This is a genomic window from Sphingomonas sp. FARSPH (assembly GCF_003355005.1).
Taxonomy (GTDB): Bacteria; Pseudomonadota; Alphaproteobacteria; order Sphingomonadales; family Sphingomonadaceae; genus Sphingomonas.
The window spans coordinates 20,830-42,569 of record NZ_CP029985.1; the positions used below are offsets into that span (position 1 = coordinate 20,830).

The window sequence follows — 21,740 nt, forward strand, 5'->3', positions numbered from 1 at the left end:
ATCATTGGTGGTCGAGCATCCCGAGGATGCGCTTGGCGACGATATTGTTCTGGATTTCGGTCGAGCCGCCGTAGATCGACACCGCCTTGCCCCACAGCCAGGTGCGGGTCTGCGTCAGTTCTTCTTCGGTGAACCCCTCGCCTTCCCAGCCCAGGCCATTCATCCCCATGATTTCAATCGCCAGTTCGGCGCGCTCCTGCGTGATGCGCGCGCCGACGTTCTTCATGATCGAAGAGGCCGCGGACGGCCCCGCCTGCGCCTTCGCCTCCAGCGCGGCGCGGCGCAGCGTCGCGGCGAAGGCGCGCACGTCCATGTCGTGGCGGATCAGCCGCGCGCGCAGGTCCGCATCCGCGAGCCGCCCGTCGGCGTCGACGCCGCGATTGTGTTTGGCGATGTCGCCGAGCGGCTTGCCCGCGAGCAGCCGCCCGGTCGAGCCGCCGCCCGACAGGCTGAAACGTTCGTGCTGGAGCAGGCGCTTGCCGATCGTCCAGCCTTCGCCCTCGCGGCCAACGAGATTTTCCTTGGGCACGACGACGTCGGTGAAGAAGGTTTCGCAGAAGGGCGAGGCGCCGGAAATCAGGCGGATCGGCTTCACCTCGACGCCGGGCGCGTGCATGTCGATGAGCAGGAAGCTGATCCCCTCATGCTTCTTCGTCCTGTCGGTGCGGACGAGGGCGAAGCATTTGTCCGCCCACTGGCCGCCGCTGGTCCACGTCTTCTGCCCGTTGACCACATAATGGTCGCCGCGATCCTCGGCGAAGGTCTGGAGGTTGGCGAGGTCGGAGCCGGCGCCGGGTTCGGAATAGCCCTGGCACCAGCGCACCGCGCCGCGCGCGATGGCGGGGATATGTTCGCGCTTCTGCGCCTCGCTGCCATATTCGAGCAGGGTCGGGCCGAACATCATCACGCCCATGCCGCCGATCGGATTCCATGCGCCGATCCGCGCCATCTCGTCCGCCAGCACGCGCGCCTCGCCGCGCGACAGACCGCCGCCGCCATAGTCGCGCGGCCAGGTAGGGACGCCCCAGCCCTTGTCCCCCATCGCCTCGCGCCAGCGGCGCTGGTCGTCCGTCTCCTCGCCCGGCCCCTCGACCGCGGACATCGCATTGTCCTTGTGCGCGAGCGCGGGCGGAAAATGCGCGGCGAGCCAGTCGCGCACCTCCGCCCGGAAGGCGGCGTGCGGGTCGGCGGGGGCACCGGGGGCAAGCGACGGGTCGGCTACGGTGGCCATCGGCATCTCTCCTGACCCGATTCAGAAGATCGGGTATGGCGACGGGCATCGCATGGAATGTGAGGCCATGTAAACCGTCGGCGGCGGGCAACCCGCACGGATTTGGCCCCGCCAGCATACAACGATACAGGATGGCGCGACGCCACGGCGGCAATGGGGGATAAGCGGATGAAGTTCGGACATCGCGCGGTGCCGATCGTGCTGGCCGCGGTGGTGGTGGACGTGATCGGGCTGGGCATCGTCATGCCCGTGCTGCCCGCGCTGGTCACGCATCTGGGCCATATGGACCTGGCACACGCAACGCGCGTGTCGGGGTGGTTGCTGGCGGTCTTCGCCATCGGCCAGTTCTTCGCCGGGCCGGTGCTCGGCAACCTTGGCGACCGGTTCGGGCGACGGCCGGTGCTGATCGCGTCGATGGCGGCGTTCAGCCTGGACTATCTGCTGATGGCGGCGGCGCCGACGCTGGCGTGGCTGTTCGTCGGGCGCGCGATCGCAGGCATCGCGGGCGCGACCTTCGGGCCCGCGGGGGCGGTAATCGCGGACACGACGCCGGTGGAGCGGCGCGGCGCGGTGTTCGGCCTGCTGGGCGCGGCGTTCGGCATCGGCTTCATCCTCGGCCCCGCGCTTGGCGGCCTGTCCGCCGCCTGGGGCACGCGCGCGCCGTTCATCGTCGCCGCCGCGCTCGCCGCGGCGAATGCGCTGGCGATGGCGATGTTCCTGCCCGAAACGCTGGCGCGCGAGAACCGGCGACCGTTCCGGCTGCGCGACGCGCATGTCATCGGCGCGTTCCGCCCGCTGTTCGCGGCGGGCAACGCGACGCCGTTGCTGGTGGCGTGGTTCCTGTGGCAGCTGGGCGGCACGGTCTATCCCGCGACCTGGTCGTTCTGGGCGGCGATCCGCTTCGGCTGGGATGCCAAGGCGATCGGGCTCAGCCTCGCCTGGGTCGGACTGCTCAGCGTTGTCGTGCAGGTCGGGCTCACCCAACGCGTGTTCGCCCGCATCGGCGAGCGCAAGGCGGCGATCGTCGGCCTCGCCTGCGCCACCGCGACGCTCTTCGCCTACGCTTTCACGACGAAGGGGTGGCAGGTCTACGCCTTCTTCCTCGTCGGCTGCCTCGGCGCCTTCGCCTATCCCGCGCTCAATGCGACGCTGTCGCGGATGGTCGATGCGACGCGGCAGGGATCGTTGCAGGGCGGAATCGGATCGATGAACTCGGTCGCGGCCATCACAGGTCCGCTGATCGCGGCGCAGAGCCTGGGCTGGGGCGCGGCGCACGGGTTCGACGGCGCCGCATTCGTCGTCGCCGCCGTCCTGATGGGCAGCGCCGCGGCGATCATCGCGCTACGCGTGCCGGAACCTCGCTCAGCGCAACAGGAAATCCTTGTAACGCGTTGATCAGTCGCTGATCGTCCAGCCCTGCGCACTGCGGCCCCGCACGCCTTGCTGCGCGGCGAGCAAGGTCTGGTAACTGCCGGCCGGCGGCGTCGCCTGCGCTATGTACACGGTGTCGACTGCCCGTGCCGGCGTGGCAATCACAGGCATTAGAGCGGCGGGGGTCACGGCGACCCGTTGCATGGCCGCGACGCGGCGCACGTCGCCCTGCATCGCCACACGGTCGGTGGTGAAGGCGTGGAATTCCTGCCCCGCCGCGAAGCGCGCATGCTGCCCCTTGACGAACACGCCCGCAACCAGTCCGCCGAACGCGACCGCGCCGATCGTCGCGGCGGTCGCGCCCTTGCCATCGGCGCGGAACCGCCCGGTGACGGGGATCGATCGCCCGTCGAGATCGAGCGCGCGCAACGCGATCTCGAGCTTCCCCGACCTGCCATAGGCGCCCTTGCCGGTGCGCAGCGCGATTTCGCCGGTGCCGGGCGTGCCGCGAGGGATGACGATCCGGCCATCGGCGACGATGTCGCGACTGACCGTCACGCCGAACCGCTGGCCGACCCTCGCCCCTGCCGACGACAGATCCTGGTCCAGCGTCACCGGGACGTCGGTGTGCGCGGGCAGCACCCGGTCCTGCGCCTGCGCGATCTGCGCCGCACCGAGCGCCAGCGCAGCCGCCATCCAAAATCGTGCCGTCATGTCCCCGCGATCCCATCCCGTTCGATCGGCGAAGGGTGAAGCCTGTGGGTTGGCAGGAGGTGAAACGATATGCTGAACGCCGTGACAACCACCGGCACGGCAACCCCATATGCTCCGTTTCGAAGATTGCGTATGGCCAGCAACGACATTTCACCCTAGCCTTTCGGCCCATGGAAACTCCGCAGCCCCCCATGCCCGGCCTGAAGGCGATCATCGACGCGCTCGATCCCATCGAGGGCGGGTGGCGCGCGACGATCCCCGCGACGTGGCAGCAGGGGCGCACCGCTTACGGCGGGGTGTCCGCGGCGCTGGCGCTGCACGCAGCGCAAGCGTCGGACGTCGACCTGCCGCCGCTGCGATCCGCGCTGGTCGCGTTCGTCGGGCCGCTGAGCGGAACGGTGACGGTGCGCGCCAGCCGGCTGCGACGCGGGCGCAACGCGGCCTTCATCCAGGCGGATGTCGAGGGCGAGGCGGGGCTGGGCCTGCGCGCGACGTTCGTGTTCATGGCGCCGATGCCGTCGCGCATCGACCATCGCGTCGAGACGCCGCTGCCCTTTCCCGTGCCGGGGCCGGACGCCATGGTGCATCGCGGTCACCCCGCGGTCGCTTTCTCGCAGAATTTCGACCTGGTCGACGATGTCGCGGGCACCGGGCCGGCGGAGTGGCGGCGATGGGTACGGCTGCACGACCGGGCCGGGCTGGACCCCGCGGTGGAGATGATCGCGGTCGCCGACTGCCTGCCGCCCGCCGCGCTCAAGCTCGCCGGCGGCTTCGCGCCGGTCAGTTCGATGACGTGGCAGCTCAACCTCGTCGGGGGCAACCCGGCGACGCACGACGGCTGGTGGTTGCTGCACAGCGGCACGGATCATGCGCGCGACGGCAACTCCAGCCAGCGGATGGCGATCTGGAACACCGAGGGCGCGTGTGTCGCCGAACAGATGCAGAGCGTCGCCGTCTTCGGCTGAGCACGATGTCGCGACATTTTGCGACATTCGGGCCCGCCGCGGGCATAACCGTGCGACAGCGGCCCGCGATAGAGGCAGGATCGCGGCGGGGATCGGCCCCGGCCGCCAGGAGAGACCCGATCCGCATGCGTACCATTCTTCTCACCCTCGCCCTGGCGACGAGCGGCCTTGCCGGCGTCGCGCAGGCGCAGACCGCGACGCCGCCCGCGCCCGTGCCCCCGGCTCCGCCGCCCGGCGCGATGATGCAGCGCGTGGACAGCAACCACGACGGCGTCGTGTCGCGCGCCGAGGCGCTGGCCGAAGCGGGCGCACGCTTCGATGCGATGGACGCGAACCACGATGGCCAGCTGTCCGACGCGGAGCGCATCGCCTATCGCGACACGATGCGCAGCCGCTGGCGCGCGCGGGCGGGTGGCGAGGCGACACCCCCGCCGCCTCCCCCGCCTCCGCCGGCCGCGACCCCTGCGGCGGACGCCCGCCCACCGATCGCGCGCGCCGATTACATCGCGCGGGCCGCGGCACGGTTCGACCGGATGGATGCCAATCACGACGGCAAGCTCGATCCCACCGAAGCCGCTTCGGCGCGCGGCTATGCCCGGCGCGGCATGATGCGGCCGGGTGGCGAGACGCCGCCTCCCCCGCCCGCCGACGCCCAGTGAAACGGATCGGCCGGGCGGCACGGCGTCGCCCGGCCGGCTTGCGGGAGCGCGCGCGATGACTAATGCCGACGGGATGGGAGACACCGCGCACCTGCTGCTCGTCGATGACGAGCGATCGATCCGCGAACCGCTGGCGCATTATCTGACGCGGCAGGGCTTTCGCGTGACGCAGGCGGCGGACGCCGAGAGCGCACGCACGCGGCTGGCGGCCTATGCCATCGATCTCGTCATCCTCGACGTGATGATGCCTGGCGAGGACGGCCTTTCGCTATGCCGGCACATTGCCGCGACGAGCGACACGCCCGTCATCCTGCTCACCGCCAAGGCAGAGGAGACGGACCGGATCGTCGGGCTGGAGATGGGCGCCGACGATTATGTCGTGAAGCCGTTCAGCCCGCGCGAGCTGGCGACGCGCGTCAAAGTGGTACTGCGCCGGCTGACCGCGGGCGGCACGCGCCAGCATGCGCCGGAAAGCGGATCCTACGCTTTCGCCGGCTGGGTGCTGAAGACCGGTGAGCGCACGCTGATCGATCGCGAAGGCGTGTCGGTGCCGCTGTCGACGGGCGAGTATAATCTGCTGCTCGCGCTCGTCACCCGGCCGCGCCAGGTGCTGACGCGCGACCAGCTGCTCGACCTGACGCAGGGGCGCGAGGCGGCGGCGTTCGACCGCGCGATCGACAACCAGGTCAGCCGCCTGCGCCGCAAGATTGAGGCGGATGCAAAGAATCCGGAGATCATCAAGACGGTATGGGGCGGCGGCTATACGCTGGCGGCGGAGGTGACGCGGCTGTGACGCCGCGCCCGCTGCGCCCGCATACGCTGGCGGGGCAGCTCGCGCTGCTCGTCGCGATCGGACTGTTCGTCGCGCAGGCAATCAACTTCGGGCTGCTGCTGCGCGAGCGGCGCAACCTGCGGCTGGAGCAGACGACGGGGCCGGTCGTCGCCCGCCTGATCGATGCCACCGAGCGACCGTTGCGCGCGACGCGCCACACCGAACGCCCCGGGCCCGGCGGCGCGCGCGCACGCGTGCGGCGGATGACGGGCAACCCGATCCCCGCCGATGCACCGCGCCTGCCCGAGGTCGAGGAGGCGCTGCGCGAGGCGCTGGCGGAAACGGGCGTGCAGGCCGGGCGGATCGCCACCGGCCTCAGCGCGATCGCGCCGGACAATCCCTGGCTGCGCCGCATGCCGCCCAAGCGCGCCGAGCGCCTGCTCGCGCGCGGTGCGGAACTGCGTATCGCGGTCGAACGACCTGGCCGCGACTGGCTGGTGCTGACGACGTTCTGGCTGAGCGACGACCGCGACCTCGTCTGGCGGCTCGCGGGGCAGACGGCGCTGCTCTACCTGCTTGTGCTGGTGCCGCTGCTGCTTGCCGGACGGCGGCTGTCGCGGCCGTTGCGCGACCTGACGCGCGCGGCGGAACGGTTCGGCCCACGCGACGAGACCGGGGCGGTGCCGCCGAGCGGACCGGAGGACGTGCGCCAGCTGATCACCGCGTTCAATGACCTGCGCCTGCGCGTGACGGCGATGCTGGACGAGAAGGACCGGATGCTGGGCGCGATCGGCCACGACCTGCGCACCCCGCTCGCGGCGCTGCGCGTGCGGATCGAGTCGGTGGAGGACGATGCCGATCGCACGCGGATGGCCGATACGATCACGGAGATGAACCGGACGCTCGACGACATCCTGTCGCTGGCGCGCGTCGGTCGGCCGAGCGAGGCGCCGACCGAGGTGGATCTGGCCGCACTGGTCGATGCGGTTGTCGAGGATTTCCGCGACCTGGGGCAGGACGTCGCGTTCGAGGAGGCGGCGCGGCTGCGCATGCGGCTGCGCCCCGCGCTGATGCGGCGCGCGGTGCGCAACCTGATCGAGAATGCGGTGAAATACGGCGGCGGCGCGGCGGTGCGGCTGGTCGTCACGCCGCAGGCGGTCGAGATCGAGGTCGCCGACCGCGGTCCCGGCATCCCGGATGCGCGGCTGGACGAAGTGTTCGTACCGTTCACGCGGCTGGAAAGCTCGCGCAATCGCGACACCGGCGGCATCGGCCTCGGCCTCGCGCTCGCCCGCACGATCGTGCGCGAGGCGGGCGGCGACATCCGGCTGAGCAACCGCGCGGGCGGCGGCCTGTGCGCGGTGATCGCGCTGCCGCTTGCGTAACCGCTACCTCAATCCTCGAGGATGGCGCTGTTTCGGCGCGTGTCGCGCATCCGCCAGTACGTGACGAGCGAGACGCCGATCATCGCGGTGACATACCAGTAAAACGCGTTCTCCGCCCCCGCCTGCTTCAGCCAGAGCGCGACATATTCCGCCGTCCCGCCGAAGGCGGTGTTGGCGAGCGCATAGGGCAAGGCGACGCCGAGCGCGCGGATATGCGCGGGGAACAGCTCCGCCTTCACCACCGCGTTGATCGCGGTGTAGCCAGTGACGATGACGAGCGCGATCATCACCAGCGCGAAGGCGACGAGCGGGCTGCGCACGCTTTCGAGCAGGGTGAAGATCGGCACGGTCGCCAGCATCCCCGCGATGCCGAAACCGATCATCAGCGGCCGGCGGCCGATCCGGTCGGACAGGGCGCCCGCGACCGGCTGCAGCGCGGCATAGAGCGCGAGCGCGGCGGTCATCACCCAGGTCGCGGTTTCGCGGCTGAAGCCAGTCGTATTGACGAGGAATTTCTGCATGTAGGTGGTGTAGGCGTAGAAGGCGAGCGTGCCGCCCGCGGTGAGCAGGACCACCGTCGCCGCTTCGCGCGGGTGGCGGCTGAACAGCAGCCACCCGCTCGATTTCGGCTTGTCGCGCGCATTTTCGAACGACTGCGTCTCGGCGAGGCCGCGGCGGATGCGGAAGACGACGATCGCGAGCAGGCCGCCCAGCGCGAACGGCAGGCGCCAGCCCCATTCCTCCAGCTGCGCCTCGGTCAGCACGCCCTGGAGGAGCAGCAAGGTGAACAGCGCGAGCAGCTGGCCGGCGATCAGCGTGACGTACTGGAAGGACGAGAAGAAACCGCGCCGGTCCTTCCCCGCCATTTCGGAAAGATAGACCGCGCTCGCGCCATATTCGCCGCCGACGCTGAGCCCCTGCATCAGCCGCGCGACGACGAGCAGGGCGGGCGCCCCCCAGCCGATCGTCGCATAGCTGGGCGACACCGCGATCAGCAGCGCACCTGCACACATCAGCGTCACCGACAGCGTCAGCCCCGCCTTGCGGCCGTAGCGGTCTGCATAGATCCCCATGATCCACGCGCCGATCGGCCGCATGACGAAACCGACCGCGAAGATCGCGGCGGTGTTGAGCAATTGTGCGGTCGGATCGCCCTTCGGGAAGAAATGCGGCGCAAAGTAGAGGCCGAAGGCGGAATAGACGTACCAGTCGAACCATTCGACGAGATTGCCGGCCGACCCGCCGAGGATCGAGCGGAGTCGGTGGTTGCGATCGGGCGACGCGGTCATTGGCCGATCATACGCGTCCGATCGTCCACGTCACCCCTGCGAACGTTAGGATATATTGCCAACCCGAACGCAGCGCGCGGGTTAGAACGGCGTCATCGAATAGGGTCGGGCGGTCTTGGCACTGCCCCAGGCCCGGTTCGGCGTCGACTGCATCGTGAAACGCAATTCGCCGCCGGCGGTGATCTCCTCATGCGTGATGTAACTGTGCTTCAGCGGCTTGCCGTCCAGCGTGACGCGGCCGACGTAGCGGTTGGCGTCGGACAGGCCGTCCGCCAGGATCGTGAACGTCCTGCCATTGGGCAGCGCCAGCGTGGTGCGGCGGAGGAAGGGGCGGCCGATGACATATTGGTCGCTGCCGGGCGCGACGGGATAAAAGCCGAGCGCGGTGAAGACGAGCCAGGCCGACATCTGGCCGAGGTCGTCGTTGCCCGACAGGCCATCGGGCGTCGGCCGATACTGGCTGGCGACGATCTGAGCGAGCCGTTCCTGCGTCCGCCACGGCTGGCCGGCGAGCACGTAGAGATAGGCAACGTGGTGGCTCGGTTCGTTGCCGTGGATATACTGGCCGATCAGGCCGGCGATATCCTCCGCATGGCTATAGTCGAGTTTCGAATTGTCATAATCGAACATCGCGTCGAGCTTCGCGACGACCTTCCCATCGCCACCGAGCAGACGGAACAGGCCGCCCTGATCATGCGGCATGAACCAGCTGTACTGCCAGGCATTGCCCTCCGTATAATCGGAACCGTAGTTGATCGCGGTGGGATCGAAGGGGGTACGGAAAGTGCCGTCGCTCAGCCGCGCGCGCAGAAAGCCGGTCTTTGCATCGAAGCTGTTGCGCCAGTTTCCGGCGCGTTTTTCGAAGGTCGCGGCGACATCCATGCGGCCCATCGCGCGCGCCATGCGGGCGATCGTCCAGTCGTCATAGGCGTATTCGACCGTCTTCGACGCGGCTTCCGGTTCTTTGTCGATCGGCACGTAGCCGCGCTGCATATACTCGCCTAGGCCACCGTAGGGGGCGTAGGTGGCGCTGGCGACCATCGCGTCGAGCGCCGCGCCGGCGTCGAACCCGCCGATCCCCTTCAGATAGGCGTCGGCGATGACGGGCACGGCGTGATAGCCGATCATCGTCCACGTCTCTCGCCCGGCGAACTGCCAGACGGGCAGGATGCCGTCGGGACTGTAGCGGCGGCTGTCGATCAGCGAGCGCACGACGTCGGTCGTCGTCTGCGCGGGCTGGATCAGCGTCAGCAGCGGATGTTCGGCGCGGAACGTGTCCCACAGCGAGAAGGTCGAGCGGAAGGTGTAGCCGTCGGCGCGATGGACCTGGTCGTCGGGACCGCGGAAACGGCCGTCCGCATCGCTCCACACGCTGGGCGCGAGCAGGCTGTGGTAGAGCGCGGTGTAGACGCTGGTGCGGATGGCGGCGTCCGCGTCGATGTCGACCACGCCGAGCGCCCTGCCCCACGCCGCCTGCGTCGCGGCGCGGATCGCGTCGAAGCCGCCGGGTTCGGCATCGAGATTGGCGACCGCGCCCGCCTCGTCGACGCCGGACAGCGCGACGCGCACCTCCAGCGGCGCGGACATCGTGCCGAAATCGAGCCGCGCCTCCAGCTGGCGGCCGAGCTTTTCGGCGAGCGCATCGCTGCCGCGACCGGGTCCGGCGAACCCCTTGTACGGCACATTGGCGTCGCGATCGACGAAGGCGTGATCCGCGAGCGGCGCGGAAAAGCGCATCGCGAAATACAGCTTGCGCCCTGGCGCCCAACCGCGCGTCTCACGAAAGCCGGTCAGCGTGCCGTCGGGGCGCAGGTGCAGGCCCGACCAGAGCACCTTGCCGGGATAATTGTAGAGCGACGAGCGCAGATCGAGGACGAGATGTGCCGCCTTGCCGGCGGGAAAGGTGTAGCGATGCACGCCCACCCGCGTCCCCGCGGTCAGTTCGGCACGGATGCCGGCGTCGTCGAGCGTCACCGCATAATAGCCCGGCACCGCGGTTTCGCGCGCATGGCTGAACGCCGAGCGATATCCCGATCCGCGCACCTTCGGATCGCCCGGGTCCATCGCCACCGCGTCCCCTGCGACGGGCATCACGAGTACGTCGCCGAGATCGGAATGGCCCGCGCCCGAGAAATGCGTGTGGCTGAACCCCTGGATCGTCGGATCCTCGTACCGATAGCCCGCGGCATGACCGTAGCATTGGCGGATTTCGCAGCCCGTGTCGGTATCGGGGCTGAGCTGTACCATGCCGAACGGTGCGGTGGCGCCGGGGAAGGTATGCCCCTCCCCCGCCGTGCCGATTAGCGGATCGGCGGGGAGCGGCGCGGTTTGTGCCAGCGCGGACGGCATGGCGAGCAATGCGGTCGCGGCGAAGAGGAGGATGCGCATCGGCGGAGTGTACGCATCGTGCGCCGCCGGTGGGAAGGACTTTGCCGCGATCAGAGGCTCTTCCACGCGCCACAGTCGGCGTAGAGATAGTCGGACTCGAACTCCGCCACCGACGCGAGGCGCCGGGCGTCGAGGATTTCGACCTGCCCGTCGCGGAACAGCAGCAGGCCCTGTTCGCGCAGCGCGCGCAATGTCCGGTTGACGTGCACCCCGGTGAGCCCGCAGGCCTCCGCCAGATCGGGCTGCGTCAGGGGCAGCGAGAAGCGGCCGTCGCGCGCCAGCCCGACCATCTCCATCCGCGCGTTGAGTTCGCAGAAGAAATGCGCGAGCCGCCCCTCCGCGCCCAGCCGCCCGATCCGGAATATCCATTCGCGGTGCATCGCCGCATCGGTGAGCGTCGAGAACCATAGTAGCCGCGTCAGCCGCGGATAGTGTTCGGTGATACGGGTCAGCGTCGCATGGTCGATCAGCGCGACCCGGACCGGGCCAAGCGTGCCGACGTCATGGTCGAGCCGACCGGTGGGAAAGCCGTGCAGGTCGACGAAATCGCCGGGCACATGGATCGAGACGATCTGCCGATAGCCCTCGCGATCGTCCATGTAGCGGCTGACATAGCCGTCGACGAGCATCATGCTGCGTTCGACCGGTTCGCCGCGGCGGATCAGCAACGTACGCGGCGGCACCGTCCGGACGTCGCGCACCGCCTGTTCGAGCACGCGCCGCTCCTCCGGAGTCATGCGCTGGCGCCCCCTGCCCATCAGGAACCGGCCCGTGAGCGGATATGCGGCAAGATCGTCGACTGGATCGTCCCTCATGGCGTGTTAAACCGATACGATAGCGCAACGTTCCCGGGTGTTTTCGCCGGGTGTATGCTGGACAGGGTCAGAAGGTCCGACGTCGTTCGGCGACTTCCCCGCGCCGCATTTCGTCGGTACGCAGGCGCACCAACCCGCAGTCGGGAACGGCGCGCGTCGCCATCCCGGCCGCCCCGACGCAATGGATGCCGCCCCGCCGTGACGCACGAACCCGGTCCCACGCTTTGGCGCAACGCGCACGCCGATCGGTTCGCCGTCATCGTCGATGCCGATCGCTATTTCGCGGTCGCGCGCGAGGCGTTGTTGCAGGCCGAACGGCGGATCATGCTGATCGGATGGGATTTCGATGCGCGTATCCGGCTTGCGGAGAGCGGCCAGGCGACGGAGGGGCCGGAGGCAATCGGGCAGTTCCTCTATTGGCTGGTCGAGCGCAATCCGGCGCTGGAGCTGTATTTGCTGCGCTGGGACATCGGCGCGCTGAAGGCGCTGTTCCGCGGCTTCACCGCCTTCACCGTGCTCAAATGGATGCGGCACCCGCGCATCCATGTGAAGCTGGACGGTCACCACCCGACGGGATCGTCGCACCACCAGAAGATCGTCGCGATCGACGACTGCCTCGCCTTTTGCGGCGGTATCGACATGACCGCGGAACGTTGGGACACGCGCGCACACCGCGACGACGATCCCGGCCGGCAGACGCCCGCGGGCAAGCCCTACAAGCCGTGGCACGATGCGACGACCGCGATCACCGGCGAAGCCGCGGCGGCGCTGGGCGAACTGGCGCGCGACCGGTGGCGGGTGGCGACGGGGCACCGGCTGGAACCGGTCGCGGCGAAGGGGGCATGCTGGCCGCCGTCGCTGACGCCGCTGTGCGAGGATGTCGCGATCGGCATCGCGCGGACGCGGCCCGAAATGCCCGGCACCGTGGCGATCCACGAGGTCGAGGCGTTGTTTCTGGACCAGATCCGGCGGGCCCGGCGGCATATCTATTGCGAGAGCCAGTATTTCGCGTCGCGCCGGATCGCGGAGGCGATCGCCGCGCGGCTGGACGAGGTGGACGGGCCGGAGATCGTCATCGTCAACCCGGAGACGGCGCAAGGCTGGCTCGAACCGCTGGCGATGGATACCGCGCGGGCGCGGCTGGTCGAGGCATTGCGGCGGCGCGACCGGCACGGGCGGCTGCGTCTGTACCACCCCTATACGCGCGGCGGCGCGCCGATCTATTGCCATGCAAAGATCACGGTGGTCGACGATACCCAGCTGCGCATCGGATCGGCGAACATCAACAACCGCTCGCTGCGGCTCGACACCGAATGCGACGTGGTACTGGACGCGGCGCAGAGCCCCGGCAAGGGGTTGGAGGCGGCGATCGCAGGCGCGCGCGACGACCTGATCGCCGAGCATCTGGACGTCGCGCCCGAGCGGGTGTCGGCGGTATTCGCGGAGACGGGTTCGCTGATCGAGACGATCGAGCGGCTGCGCGGGCCGGGACGTACGCTGAAACCCTATCGGATCCCCGATCTGCCCGCGGTCGAGAAATGGCTGGCGGACAATGAGGTGCTCGATCCGGAAGGACCGGCGGAGATGTTCGAGCCGCTGGTCAAGCGCGGGCTGTTCCGCGGGCGGCTGACGCGGGGCTAAAGGTTCGCCTGTTCCTCTTCGGACAGGTCGGCGTCGGGGGGATAATAGAGCTGCGCGCATTCGTCGCGCAGCACGCCGCCCTCGATGACGATGTCGTCGCGATAGGCGTCGGCGATGAACGACAACGTGTCGACATGTCGCGCCTCGAAATACATCGGATGGACTTCGTCGCGCCCCGCGCCGTAGACGACGCGGCCGACCTTCGACCAGATCGACGCCATCGTGCACATGCCGCATGGCTGCAGCGTCGAATAGAGCGTCGCGCCGCGCAGTTCGAGCTCGCCCGTCGCCTCGCACGCGCGGCGGATCGCCATCATCTCCGCATGCGCGGTGGCGTCGGGCAGTTCCTCGGTCTGGTTGCGCTCGCCGCCGATGATCCGCCCGTCGCGCACGATCACGCAGCCGAGCGGCGCGTCGGCGGGGTCGGAGCCCTTGGAGCGGGCGATGGCGATCGCCTCGCGCATCCAGCGTTCGTCGTCTGTCGTCATGCCCCGCCAACGTCGCGCGCGCCGATCGGGTCCCGTCCGATCGCGGCGGCGGCGAGGCCGCGCACGTCGACCCGCGCTTTCAGCCGTGCGGCGAGCAGCGCGGTGCCGCTCACCTTGCGCTGGACGAACAGCGTCTCGACGTGCGGGACGTGCCACGTCGCGCGGTCGGCGATCATCGGTTTCGCTTCCTCGCGCAGGACGGGGACGAAGGCGCGGTCGCCGAAGTCGAAGGGGCCCGGGCGGTTGAGCGCATCGTCGATCGCGGCGATCATCCGGTCGACCGCGGGACGGTGCGCGGCGGCGGCGGCGGCGCCCAGGAAGCCGGTTTCGACCGCGACGTCGCGGATGCGGTCCCGGTCGCGCGCCAGCCCCGCCTCGATCAGCCGGCGATAGGCGGCGGACGTATCGGCGGCGACGTCGCGCGCCGCGCCGAAATCGAGCAGCACGAGCGCGCCCGTATCCGGTTGCCAACGGTAATTGGCGAAGTTCGGATCGGTCTGCATCACGCCGAAATCGAACAGTTCGCGCAGCACGAGCGTGACGAGCGCGGTCATCGCGGCGTCGCGGGCGGGCTGGTCCGCCTCCGCCAGCGCCTCGATCGGGCGGCCCTCGACGAAATCCATCGCGAGCACGCGGCGCGTCGTCAGCGCGGGCTCCAGCGCGGGCACGATGTAGCGCGCGTCTCCCGACAGGCGGTCGCGATAGCGGCGCATCTGCTCGCCCTCGCGAAGGTAATCCGCCTCCTCCGCCAGCTGGCGCTTGGCCTCGGCGAGCAGAGGGCGGATGTCGACACTGTCGGGCAGCAGGTTTGACACGCGCAGCAGCGTCGCGACATTGTCGACATCGGCGTCGATGCTGTCGGCGACGCCGGGATATTGCACCTTGACCGCGAGCACGCGCCCGTCGGGCAGCGTCGCACGGTGGACCTGGCCGATCGAGGCGGCGGCAATCGGCGCGGCATCGAAATGGCGGAACCGGCGGCGCCAGTCTGCGCCCCACTCCTGCCGCAACACGCGGTCGAGCTGCGCGGGCGGCATGCGATAGGCCTGGTTGCGCAGGCGCGCGAGGATCGTCGCGAGCTCGGCGGGCAGCATGTCGCCCGCGTCCATCGAGATCATCTGGCCGAGCTTCATCGCCGCGCCGCGCAGGTGCGACAATCGGTCCGCGACGCGCGCGGCGTTGGCGGGCGTCATCACGAGGTCGCTCATCCGCGGCCGTTCGCCCGCCGCGAGGCGCCGTGCGCCCTCCGCCAGCATGCCGCCCGCAACCCCGCCGGCGAGCCGGCCGAAACCGCCGAGGCGCGCCAGCCGCCCGCTCGGCACCGCGCGATGCCGCGCCTGATCGTCGCTTTCGTCGCTCATACCCCGCCCAACGCGGCTGGCAGCGTCAGGGTCCGGCAGGCGTGCCGGTCAGGAGGGGCCGGTCAGGAGGGGCAGACGAGCATCACCGCGCTGCGATCGTCGGCGAAGCGCAGCTGGAAACCGTGGAGATCGGCGATCGCCTTGACCAGGCTGAGCCCCAGCCCCGCGCCGTCGCGATCGGTGCGCGCGCGGTAGAAACGCTGCGTGACGAGCGCGCGTTCGGCGGCGGGGATGCCGGGGCCGTCGTCCGCCACGGTGACCACCGCACCCTCCGGTGCAAGGGAGACAGAGACGCGGACCGCGCCGCCCGCCGGCCCGAACTTCATCGCATTGTCGATGAGGTTGGCGACCGCCTCCATCAGCAGGCTGGCGTCGCCCTCCACCGGCGGGACGGGCGCGATGGCGCAGGCGAGCGCGATGCCGCGATCCTCCGCCAGCGGGCGGTGGAGATCGCAGGCATCGTCGACGATCATCGCCAGATCGACCGGCGCGAAGCGGCTGCGGCGGGCATGATCCTCCAGCTCGCGCAGGCGCAACAGCGCGGCGACGATGCCGAGCAGCGCGTCGATCTGGACGAGCGCCTGATCCGCGACGGCGGCGAAATCCTCGGCATCGGCGGCATCGCGCAAGCCGCGGTCGAGCCGCGCGCGCAACCGGGTGAGCGGCGTGCGCATCTGGTGCGCGATATCGTCGCCAATGCCGCGCATGTCCGCGATCAGCAGCTGCAACCGGTCGAGCATCGTGTTGATGTGCGCGCACAACATGCCGAAACTGTCGGGATGCGCGGGCACCGGCAGCCGCTGCGCGAGGTCGCCCGACATGATCCGCTCGGTCAGGCGGCGCACCGTGTCGACCTGGCGCGCGGCGCGGCGCCCGGCGACGAGGCCGAAGCCGAGCGCGAGGACGAGGCCCGGCACCAGCCCGAGCAGCAACGACCGCCAGACGAGGCGCAGCGCCTCCTCCGTATCGTCGAGGTCGACGCCGGCGAGCAGCCGCATGTCCGCCGACAGCGGGCAGACGGTGATCCGCGCCTGGTCGCTGTGCTTGCCGGGCAGCTCGGTCGGCGCGACGTCGGCGACGAACGAGGCGCCGCCGGGCACGACCGGCGGCAGGTGCGCGACATTGCCGGCGATCAGCGCACCCTTCGCATCGAACAGGCCGAGGAACCGGTCGCGGTGGATGTCGCGCGCCAGCTTCTCGCGCAGTTCCTCCGCGCGTTCGTCGGGCGGAGTGAGCCGGAAAAAGGTGCAGTCGTCGGCGAGCGCATGCTCGATCGCGCGGCGGTGGCTGCCGTTGGCGAGCATCCAGAAGGCGAGCGCGAGCACGATCGACTGGAGCACGAGCAGCGCGGCGAGCGCGCCGCCCCATCGCCACATCGCCCGGCGGCGCGGATCAGTGGGGAAGATCAAGGATATACCCCTGCCCGCGGACGTTGCGGATCAGCTGCGGCTCGCCCTCTGCATCGACCTTGCGGCGCAGGCGGCCGATGTGGACGTCGACGACGTTGCTGTTCGGTTCGAACGTATAGCCCCAGACGTCCTGCAGCAGCATCGAGCGCGTGACGATCCGCCCCGGCCGGCGCGCGAGATAGTCGAGGAGCTTCAGTTCGCGCGGCAACAGGTCGAGCGGGCGGCCGCCGCGCGTCGCGCGCCCTTCGAGCAGGTCTAGGTCGAGCGGACCGGCGATGAGGCGGGTGTCGCGGCTTTCGTCCGGCGGCGCAGCAGCGCCTCGACCCGCGCGATCAGCTCGACCAGTGCGAACGGCTTGGGCAGATAATCGTCGCCGCCCGCACGCAGGCCGCGGACGCGGTCGTCGAGGCTGCCGAGCGCGCTCAGCACCAGCGCCGGCGTGCGGCGCCCCTCGCCGCGCAGCGTTTCGATCAGCGCCAGCCCCTCGCCATCGGGCAATTGCCGGTCGACGATCATCAGGTCGATGCCGCCGGCGCGCGCGACCGCCGCCGCCTCGCCCAACGTGGCGCGATGCGTCACGCCGTGGCCCGCCGCGGCGAGCTCCAGCCGGATTTCGTCCGCGGTCACCGCGTCATCCTCGATCAACAGGATCTGCGTCATGCCATCGCGTGTCGTTCGCAACGGCTATGTACGTCAACCGACCAATCGAAACCTGAACGCGGTTTTAGTCGACGCTGCCGGATCGGCCCCGCTACGGCGAGGACGGGCGGGACGACGGAGACTTTTCTATGCGGCTCGCCGCGCTTTCCTTTCTGCTCTGCGCCGCTCCCCCGGCGATCGCCCAGAATGCGCCAGCGGCGGCGGTCTCGCTCGATGCGCTGACGCAGGACGTCATCGCACACAATCCCGAACGCCAGTTCTACCAGCGCCAGATCGAGGCGGCCGGCGTCGAGCGGCAGGCGGCGGGCCGCTGGGCCGATCCCGAAGCGGTGGTCGAATTCGGCCAGCGCCGTGCGAACGACATCACGTCGGGCGCGTTGACTGGCGAGGGTCTGACCTACGCCGTCTCCGTCGTTCAGCCGATCGAGTTCGGCGGGCGCATCGCCTTGCGCCGCGCGATCGCGGAACGGCAGGTGGCGCTCGCCAAGATCGGGTTGCAGCAGTTCGACGCGACGCTGGCGGCGCGCGTGCGCTCGCTGGGCTATGGCCTGTTCGCGGCGGACGAGAAGGCGAATGCGGCGCGCACCGTCGCGGCGCGGATGCGCACGCTCGCCCGCGTCATCGTGTCGCGCGATCCCGCCGGCCCCGCGCCGCAGCTGGAGGCGCGGTCGCTGGAGGCAAGCGCGATCAGCGCGGAGCGCACCGCGGCGAGCGCGGACGCCGACGCCAATTCGATCCTCTACGAATTGAACCAGCTGCGCGGCGCGCCCTTTGCGGCGCGCATCCGCATCGTGCGACCGGACATGAGCCTGCCCGTGCTGCCGTCGGGCACCGTGCTCGCGGCCAATGCCGCCGCGAACAATTTCGAGCTGAAGGCGCTGCGCGCGCAGTTCGAGCAGCAGGGCCTGCGCACCGACCTTGCCCGCAAGGCGCGCATCCCGACCGTGAGCGTCGGCCCCTATTACGACCACGCCCGGTCCGACATCCGCGAGACGAATTACGGTGTGCGCGTATCGACCACCATCCCGCTATGGAACCGGCAGGCGGGCGACGTCGCGATCGAGGAGGGCAAGCAGGCACAGGCGAATGCGACGCTGATCAATGCCGAACGGCGGATCGCGCGCGACGTGTTCGACCAGGCCGCGCAATATGACGCCAAACGCGAGGCGCTGGCGAAATGGGACGGCCAGTCGGCGCGCGGCTTCGCCGCGGCGGCGGAGGACGCCGACCGCAATTACCGCCTGGGCGCGATCCCGCTGACCACCTACACGCAGATGCAGCAAGCTTATGTCGAGGCGACGAACGCGGTGCTCGACACGCGGCGCGAGGCGATCGAGGCGTTGCTGCAGCTGCGCGCGCTCAACGGCGGCAATGCGCTGACCCGATGAAAATCTGGCTCAACTGGGTCACGCATCATCGGCTCGCGGTGGCGCTGACGACCGCGATCGTCGCGGCGATCGGCCTGTGGTCGTTCGCCAATCTGCAGATCGATGCGATCCCCGACATCACCGGCGTGCAGGTGCAGATCAACACGCAGGTCCCGGCCCTCGCGCCCGAGGAGATCGAGCGGCTGGTGACGCTGCCGATCGAACGCGCGATGGGGGGTCAGGCGGGGCTCGACCAGACGCGGTCGCTGACCAAGACCGGGCTGAGCCAGGTGACCCTGTTGTACAAGGACGGCACCGATCAGTTGAAGGCGCGCCAGCTCGTCACCGAGCGATTGAACGCGGTGCGCGATCAATTGCCGCCGGGCAGCACGCCGCAACTCGCGCCGATCACCACCGGCCTCGGCGAAATCTATTACTACACGCTCGAATGGCGCCATGTGCCGCCGGGGATGGATGCGCAGCGGCAGCTGATGGAGCTGTACGAGGCGCAGGAATATACCGTGCGCCCGATGCTGCGCGCCGTGGAAGGCGTCGCCGACGTCAATTCGAACGGCGGGCTGGAGGAACAGTTCGTCGTCGAACCCGATCCCGTGCGGCTGACGATGCATGGCGTCACCGCGGGCGAGCTGGCCGCCGCGGTTGCAAAGAACGTCGAGAATGCGGGCGGCGGCATCATCCGGCGCGGCCCCGAACGCTTCACGGTGCGCACCGACGCGCGCGTGATGAACGCGACTCAGATCGGCGCGATCCCGGTCAAGTTCGCCGCCGGCGTGCTGCCGCTGACCGTCCGCGACCTTGCCGACGTGGTGATCAGTTCCGCGCCGCGACAGGGCGCCGCGACGCAGAACGGACGCGAGACGGTGCTCGGCACCGTGATGATGCTGGTCGGCCAGAACAGCCGCGAGACCGCGGTCCGCGTCGAAAAAGCACTGCCGGGCATCCAGGCGGCGCTGCCCAAGGGCATGGTGATCGACCGCCAGTACAGCCGTGCCGATCTGGTCGAACGGACGATCCATACCGTCGAGCGCAACCTGGGCGAAGGCGCATTGCTGGTCGGCATCGTGCTGCTGCTCGTCATGGGCAATTGGCGCGCGGCGCTGATCGTCGCACTCGTCATCCCGCTCGCCTTCCTCGTCACCGTGTCGGGGATGCATGCGATCGGCCTGTCGGGCAATCTGATGAGCCTCGGCGCGCTCGATTTCGGGCTGATCGTCGACGGATCGATCGTGGTTGTCGAAAACAGCCTGCGCCTGCTCGCAGCGCGGCGGCGCGAGAAGGGCGAAGAGCTGGACGGCGAGGAGCGCCGGGCGACGATCGCGGAAGCGGCGCGTCTGGTCGCGCGGCCGACTTTCTTCGGCATCGCGATCATCGCGCTCGTCTACGTTCCCGTACTGAGCCTGGGCGGCGTCGAGGGCAAATTGTTCCAGCCGATGGCGCAGGCGGTGATGCTGGCGATCGGTGCGGGGCTGATCTGGACGTTCACGATCGTCCCCGCCCTGTCCGCCTGGCTGCTGCGCGCGCCGGCGCGGGAGAGCGACGAGGAAGAGAAGACGGGGTTCGTCGGCGTGGCGAACCGGGTCTACACCCCCGTGCTCGACCGCGCGCCGGCGCATCCGGCGATCCTGACGATCGCGGCGGCGGCGTTGCTGGTTGCGGCGTTTCTCGTCTTCAAGTCGCTGGGATCGCAATTCACGCCGCAGCTGGACGAGGGCGCGATCACCGCGATGGTCTATCGCCCGGTCGGCATGTCGCTGGAAGACAGCCTCGCGATCGAGCAGCGGACGGAAGTGGCGATCCGCCGCGCCTATCCGCAGGTGACGCACACCTTCTCGCGCATCGGTACCAGCGAGGTCGCGACAGACCCGATGCCGCCGAACGAGAACGACCTGTACATCTTCTACGGCCCGCAAAAGGACTGGCCGACGGGCGACGGCGCGCCGAAGACGAAGCAGGATCTGATCGCGGGGATCGAGAAGGTCGCGCGCCAGGTCTACAAGGGCCAGAATTTCGAATTCGCGCAGCCGATCGAAATGCGTTTCAACGAGATGCTGGAGGGCGTGCGCGCGGACGTTTCGGTGAAGATCTACGGCGACGATTACGACGTCCTGGAAAAGGCCGCGGCGAAGGCGAAGGCGATCCTGGAAAAGCTGCCCGGCACCGCAGGCGTCGAGTTCGAGACGGCGGGCCGGCCGAAGAGCATCGTCGTCGAGCTGGATCATGACGCGCTGCTGCGCCTGGGCCTCGGCACGCAGGAAGTGAACAACGCGATCCGCGACGCGCTGGCGGGTGCGGAGGTCGGCTTCATCCCGCATGGCCCCGCGCGCCACGCGATCGTCATCCGCATGCCCGAGGCGCTGCGCGCGGACCCGTCCGCGATCCTCGCCCTGCCGCTGCGCGTCGGCGAATATGGCATGGTGCCGCTCCAGCGCGTCGCACGCCTGCGCCAGACGCGGATCGTCGAGCCGATCCTGCATGACGACGGCAATCGTCGCGCCGCGCTGATGGTCAATCTGTCGACGAGCGATCTTGCCGGCTACGTCCAGCGCGCGCAGGCCGCGATCGACGGGCAGGTCAAATTACCGCCGGGCTATCGCATCGAATTCGGCGGTCAGTATCACCAGCTGGAAGCGGCGCAGAAGCGGCTCTCGATCGTCGTGCCCGCGGCACTGATCCTGATCTTCGCGCTCGTCTATGCCGCGCTTGGCAGCGTGCGCGAGGCGGCGATCGTCTACACCGGCATCCCCTTTGCCGTGACCGGCGGCGTGCTGGCGCTGTGGCTGCGCGGCATGCCGTTTTCGATCACCGCCGCGATCGGCTTTATCGCGCTGTCGGGGATCGCGATGCTCAATGGTCTCGTGCTGATCGACCACATCAATTCCTTGCGCGATGGGCGCGAGGGCGACCCGTTGCCGCCCGACGAAGCGGTGCGGCAGGGCGCGCACGACCGGCTGCGCCCCGTGCTGTCGACCGCGCTCGTCGCCTCGGTCGGTTTCGTGCCGATGGCGATCGCGACCGGCGCGGGCGCGGAGGTGCAGCGGCCGCTGGCGACGGTGGTGATCGGCGGCATCATCACCTCGACCATCCTGACCCTGCTGCTGCTGCCCAGCCTCTACGCCTGGGTCGAGCGGCGTGCAGCGGCGCAGGCGGAACGCAAGGCAATACGTAACGGCGACGCGCGGGAGGAAGCCGCCGCCCGTTGAGCGG

The 21,740-nt window shown here is 69.6% G+C and carries 18 protein-coding genes; 8 read left to right on the forward strand and 10 right to left on the reverse strand.

The genetic code is table 11. The annotated features are described in order from the left end of the window. Nucleotide 1 precedes the first annotated feature (1 nt). Entirely contained in the window at nt 2-1,231 is a 1,230-nt protein-coding gene (locus DM480_RS00115; RefSeq protein WP_115380566.1) for an acyl-CoA dehydrogenase family protein, read from the reverse strand. Nucleotides 1,232-1,399: 168 nt separating this feature from the next. On the opposite strand from DM480_RS00115, the gene DM480_RS00120 reads away from it, so the two are divergent. Beyond that, the gene (locus tag DM480_RS00120) at nt 1,400-2,626 is read left to right on the forward strand and encodes an MFS transporter (RefSeq protein WP_198665859.1); all 1,227 of its coding nucleotides are present in this window, start codon (nt 1,400-1,402) and stop codon (nt 2,624-2,626) included. Here DM480_RS00120 and DM480_RS00125 read toward each other — a convergent pair whose 3' ends face one another. Continuing rightward, the gene (locus tag DM480_RS00125) at nt 2,627-3,316 is read right to left on the reverse strand and encodes a hypothetical protein (protein ID WP_125471434.1); all 690 of its coding nucleotides are present in this window, start codon (nt 3,314-3,316) and stop codon (nt 2,627-2,629) included. A 191-nt stretch (nt 3,317-3,507) separates the two neighbouring features. Here DM480_RS00125 and DM480_RS00130 point away from each other — a divergent pair, with 191 nt between their 5' ends. The 4 genes from DM480_RS00130 to DM480_RS00145 all read left to right on the forward strand — a co-directional run bounded on the left by DM480_RS00130 (nt 3,508) and on the right by DM480_RS00145 (nt 7,097). Beyond that, nucleotides 3,508-4,281: an acyl-CoA thioesterase gene (locus DM480_RS00130; protein WP_115377018.1), complete on the forward strand. Its 774-nt coding sequence runs from the start codon at nt 3,508-3,510 to the stop codon at nt 4,279-4,281. Nucleotides 4,282-4,406: 125 nt separating this feature from the next. Next, entirely contained in the window at nt 4,407-4,940 is a 534-nt protein-coding gene (locus tag DM480_RS00135) for a hypothetical protein (protein WP_157968753.1), read from the forward strand. 73 nt (nt 4,941-5,013) lie between these two features. Further along, nucleotides 5,014-5,733 carry a response regulator gene (locus tag DM480_RS00140; protein WP_115377020.1) on the forward strand — a complete coding sequence of 240 codons (720 nt, stop codon included), beginning with the start codon at nt 5,014-5,016 and terminating at the stop codon, nt 5,731-5,733. Continuing rightward, nucleotides 5,730-7,097 (forward strand): sensor histidine kinase, encoded by a 1,368-nt coding sequence (locus DM480_RS00145; RefSeq protein WP_232834047.1) that lies wholly within the window; start codon nt 5,730-5,732, stop codon nt 7,095-7,097. Before DM480_RS00140 ends, DM480_RS00145 begins: the two co-directional genes overlap by 4 nt. Before the next feature lie 8 nt (nt 7,098-7,105). On the opposite strand, the gene DM480_RS00150 is transcribed toward DM480_RS00145, so the two are convergent. From DM480_RS00150 to DM480_RS00160, 3 genes are all read right to left on the reverse strand, one after another. Beyond that, complete coding sequence (locus DM480_RS00150) at nt 7,106-8,386, reverse strand: MFS transporter (RefSeq protein WP_115377022.1); 1,281 nt, start codon at nt 8,384-8,386, stop codon at nt 7,106-7,108. A gap of 81 nt (nt 8,387-8,467) precedes the next feature. Continuing rightward, nucleotides 8,468-10,774 carry a GH92 family glycosyl hydrolase gene (locus tag DM480_RS00155; RefSeq protein ID WP_115377023.1) on the reverse strand — a complete coding sequence of 769 codons (2,307 nt, stop codon included), beginning with the start codon at nt 10,772-10,774 and terminating at the stop codon, nt 8,468-8,470. Nucleotides 10,775-10,824: 50 nt separating this feature from the next. Continuing rightward, nucleotides 10,825-11,589, reverse strand: coding sequence for a Crp/Fnr family transcriptional regulator (locus DM480_RS00160; RefSeq protein WP_115377024.1), 765 nt, complete (start codon nt 11,587-11,589; stop codon nt 10,825-10,827). A 198-nt stretch (nt 11,590-11,787) separates the two neighbouring features. On the opposite strand from DM480_RS00160, the gene DM480_RS00165 reads away from it, so the two are divergent. Beyond that, nucleotides 11,788-13,230, forward strand: coding sequence for a phospholipase D-like domain-containing protein (locus DM480_RS00165; RefSeq protein ID WP_232834048.1), 1,443 nt, complete (start codon nt 11,788-11,790; stop codon nt 13,228-13,230). On the opposite strand, the gene DM480_RS00170 is transcribed toward DM480_RS00165, so the two are convergent. The 5 genes from DM480_RS00170 to DM480_RS18790 all read right to left on the reverse strand — a co-directional run bounded on the left by DM480_RS00170 (nt 13,227) and on the right by DM480_RS18790 (nt 17,148). Then, complete coding sequence (locus tag DM480_RS00170) at nt 13,227-13,718, reverse strand: nucleoside deaminase (RefSeq protein ID WP_115377026.1); 492 nt, start codon at nt 13,716-13,718, stop codon at nt 13,227-13,229. The genes DM480_RS00165 and DM480_RS00170 overlap by 4 nt on opposite strands. Continuing rightward, the gene (locus tag DM480_RS00175; protein WP_115377027.1) at nt 13,715-15,079 is read right to left on the reverse strand and encodes an ABC1 kinase family protein; all 1,365 of its coding nucleotides are present in this window, start codon (nt 15,077-15,079) and stop codon (nt 13,715-13,717) included. Before DM480_RS00175 ends, DM480_RS00170 begins: the two co-directional genes overlap by 4 nt. A 62-nt stretch (nt 15,080-15,141) precedes the next feature. After that, nucleotides 15,142-16,488 carry a HAMP domain-containing sensor histidine kinase gene (locus DM480_RS00180; RefSeq protein WP_232834049.1) on the reverse strand — a complete coding sequence of 449 codons (1,347 nt, stop codon included), beginning with the start codon at nt 16,486-16,488 and terminating at the stop codon, nt 15,142-15,144. Continuing rightward, nucleotides 16,472-16,696, reverse strand: coding sequence for a winged helix-turn-helix domain-containing protein (locus DM480_RS18785; protein ID WP_310596244.1), 225 nt, complete (start codon nt 16,694-16,696; stop codon nt 16,472-16,474). Before DM480_RS18785 ends, DM480_RS00180 begins: the two co-directional genes overlap by 17 nt. Before the next feature lie 47 nt (nt 16,697-16,743). Continuing rightward, a complete protein-coding gene (locus tag DM480_RS18790) occupies nt 16,744-17,148 on the reverse strand; it encodes a response regulator transcription factor (protein WP_310596245.1) in 405 nt (134 codons plus the stop codon). Nucleotides 17,149-17,276: 128 nt separating this feature from the next. Between DM480_RS18790 and DM480_RS00190 the strand changes: the two genes are divergently transcribed. After that, nucleotides 17,277-18,536, forward strand: coding sequence for a TolC family protein (locus DM480_RS00190; RefSeq protein WP_115377029.1), 1,260 nt, complete (start codon nt 17,277-17,279; stop codon nt 18,534-18,536). After that, complete coding sequence (locus DM480_RS00195; protein ID WP_115377030.1) at nt 18,533-21,736, forward strand: efflux RND transporter permease subunit; 3,204 nt, start codon at nt 18,533-18,535, stop codon at nt 21,734-21,736. The genes DM480_RS00190 and DM480_RS00195 overlap by 4 nt, the downstream gene beginning before the upstream one ends. The last annotated feature ends 4 nt before the right edge of the window (nt 21,737-21,740 follow it).

Bases quoted from the DNA above. Each gene is read 5' to 3' on its own strand.
- DM480_RS00150 (WP_115377022.1), bottom strand. From the start codon at position 8,386: ATGACCGCGTCGCCCGATCGCAACCACCGACTCCGCTCGATCCTCGGC.
- DM480_RS00155 (WP_115377023.1), bottom strand. From the start codon at position 10,774: ATGCGCATCCTCCTCTTCGCCGCGACCGCATTGCTCGCCATGCCGTCC.
- DM480_RS00175 (WP_115377027.1), bottom strand. From the start codon at position 15,079: ATGAGCGACGAAAGCGACGATCAGGCGCGGCATCGCGCGGTGCCGAGC.
- DM480_RS00195 (WP_115377030.1), top strand. From the start codon at position 18,533: ATGAAAATCTGGCTCAACTGGGTCACGCATCATCGGCTCGCGGTGGCG.
- DM480_RS00140 (WP_115377020.1), top strand. From the start codon at position 5,014: ATGGGAGACACCGCGCACCTGCTGCTCGTCGATGACGAGCGATCGATC.
- DM480_RS00135 (WP_157968753.1), top strand. From the start codon at position 4,407: ATGCGTACCATTCTTCTCACCCTCGCCCTGGCGACGAGCGGCCTTGCC.
- DM480_RS00125 (WP_125471434.1), bottom strand. From the start codon at position 3,316: ATGACGGCACGATTTTGGATGGCGGCTGCGCTGGCGCTCGGTGCGGCG.
- DM480_RS00115 (WP_115380566.1), bottom strand. From the start codon at position 1,231: ATGGCCACCGTAGCCGACCCGTCGCTTGCCCCCGGTGCCCCCGCCGAC.
- DM480_RS00130 (WP_115377018.1), top strand. From the start codon at position 3,508: ATGCCCGGCCTGAAGGCGATCATCGACGCGCTCGATCCCATCGAGGGC.
- DM480_RS18790 (WP_310596245.1), bottom strand. From the start codon at position 17,148: ATGACGCAGATCCTGTTGATCGAGGATGACGCGGTGACCGCGGACGAA.
- DM480_RS00120 (WP_198665859.1), top strand. From the start codon at position 1,400: ATGAAGTTCGGACATCGCGCGGTGCCGATCGTGCTGGCCGCGGTGGTG.
- DM480_RS00190 (WP_115377029.1), top strand. From the start codon at position 17,277: ATGCGGCTCGCCGCGCTTTCCTTTCTGCTCTGCGCCGCTCCCCCGGCG.
- DM480_RS00160 (WP_115377024.1), bottom strand. From the start codon at position 11,589: ATGAGGGACGATCCAGTCGACGATCTTGCCGCATATCCGCTCACGGGC.
- DM480_RS00170 (WP_115377026.1), bottom strand. From the start codon at position 13,718: ATGACGACAGACGACGAACGCTGGATGCGCGAGGCGATCGCCATCGCC.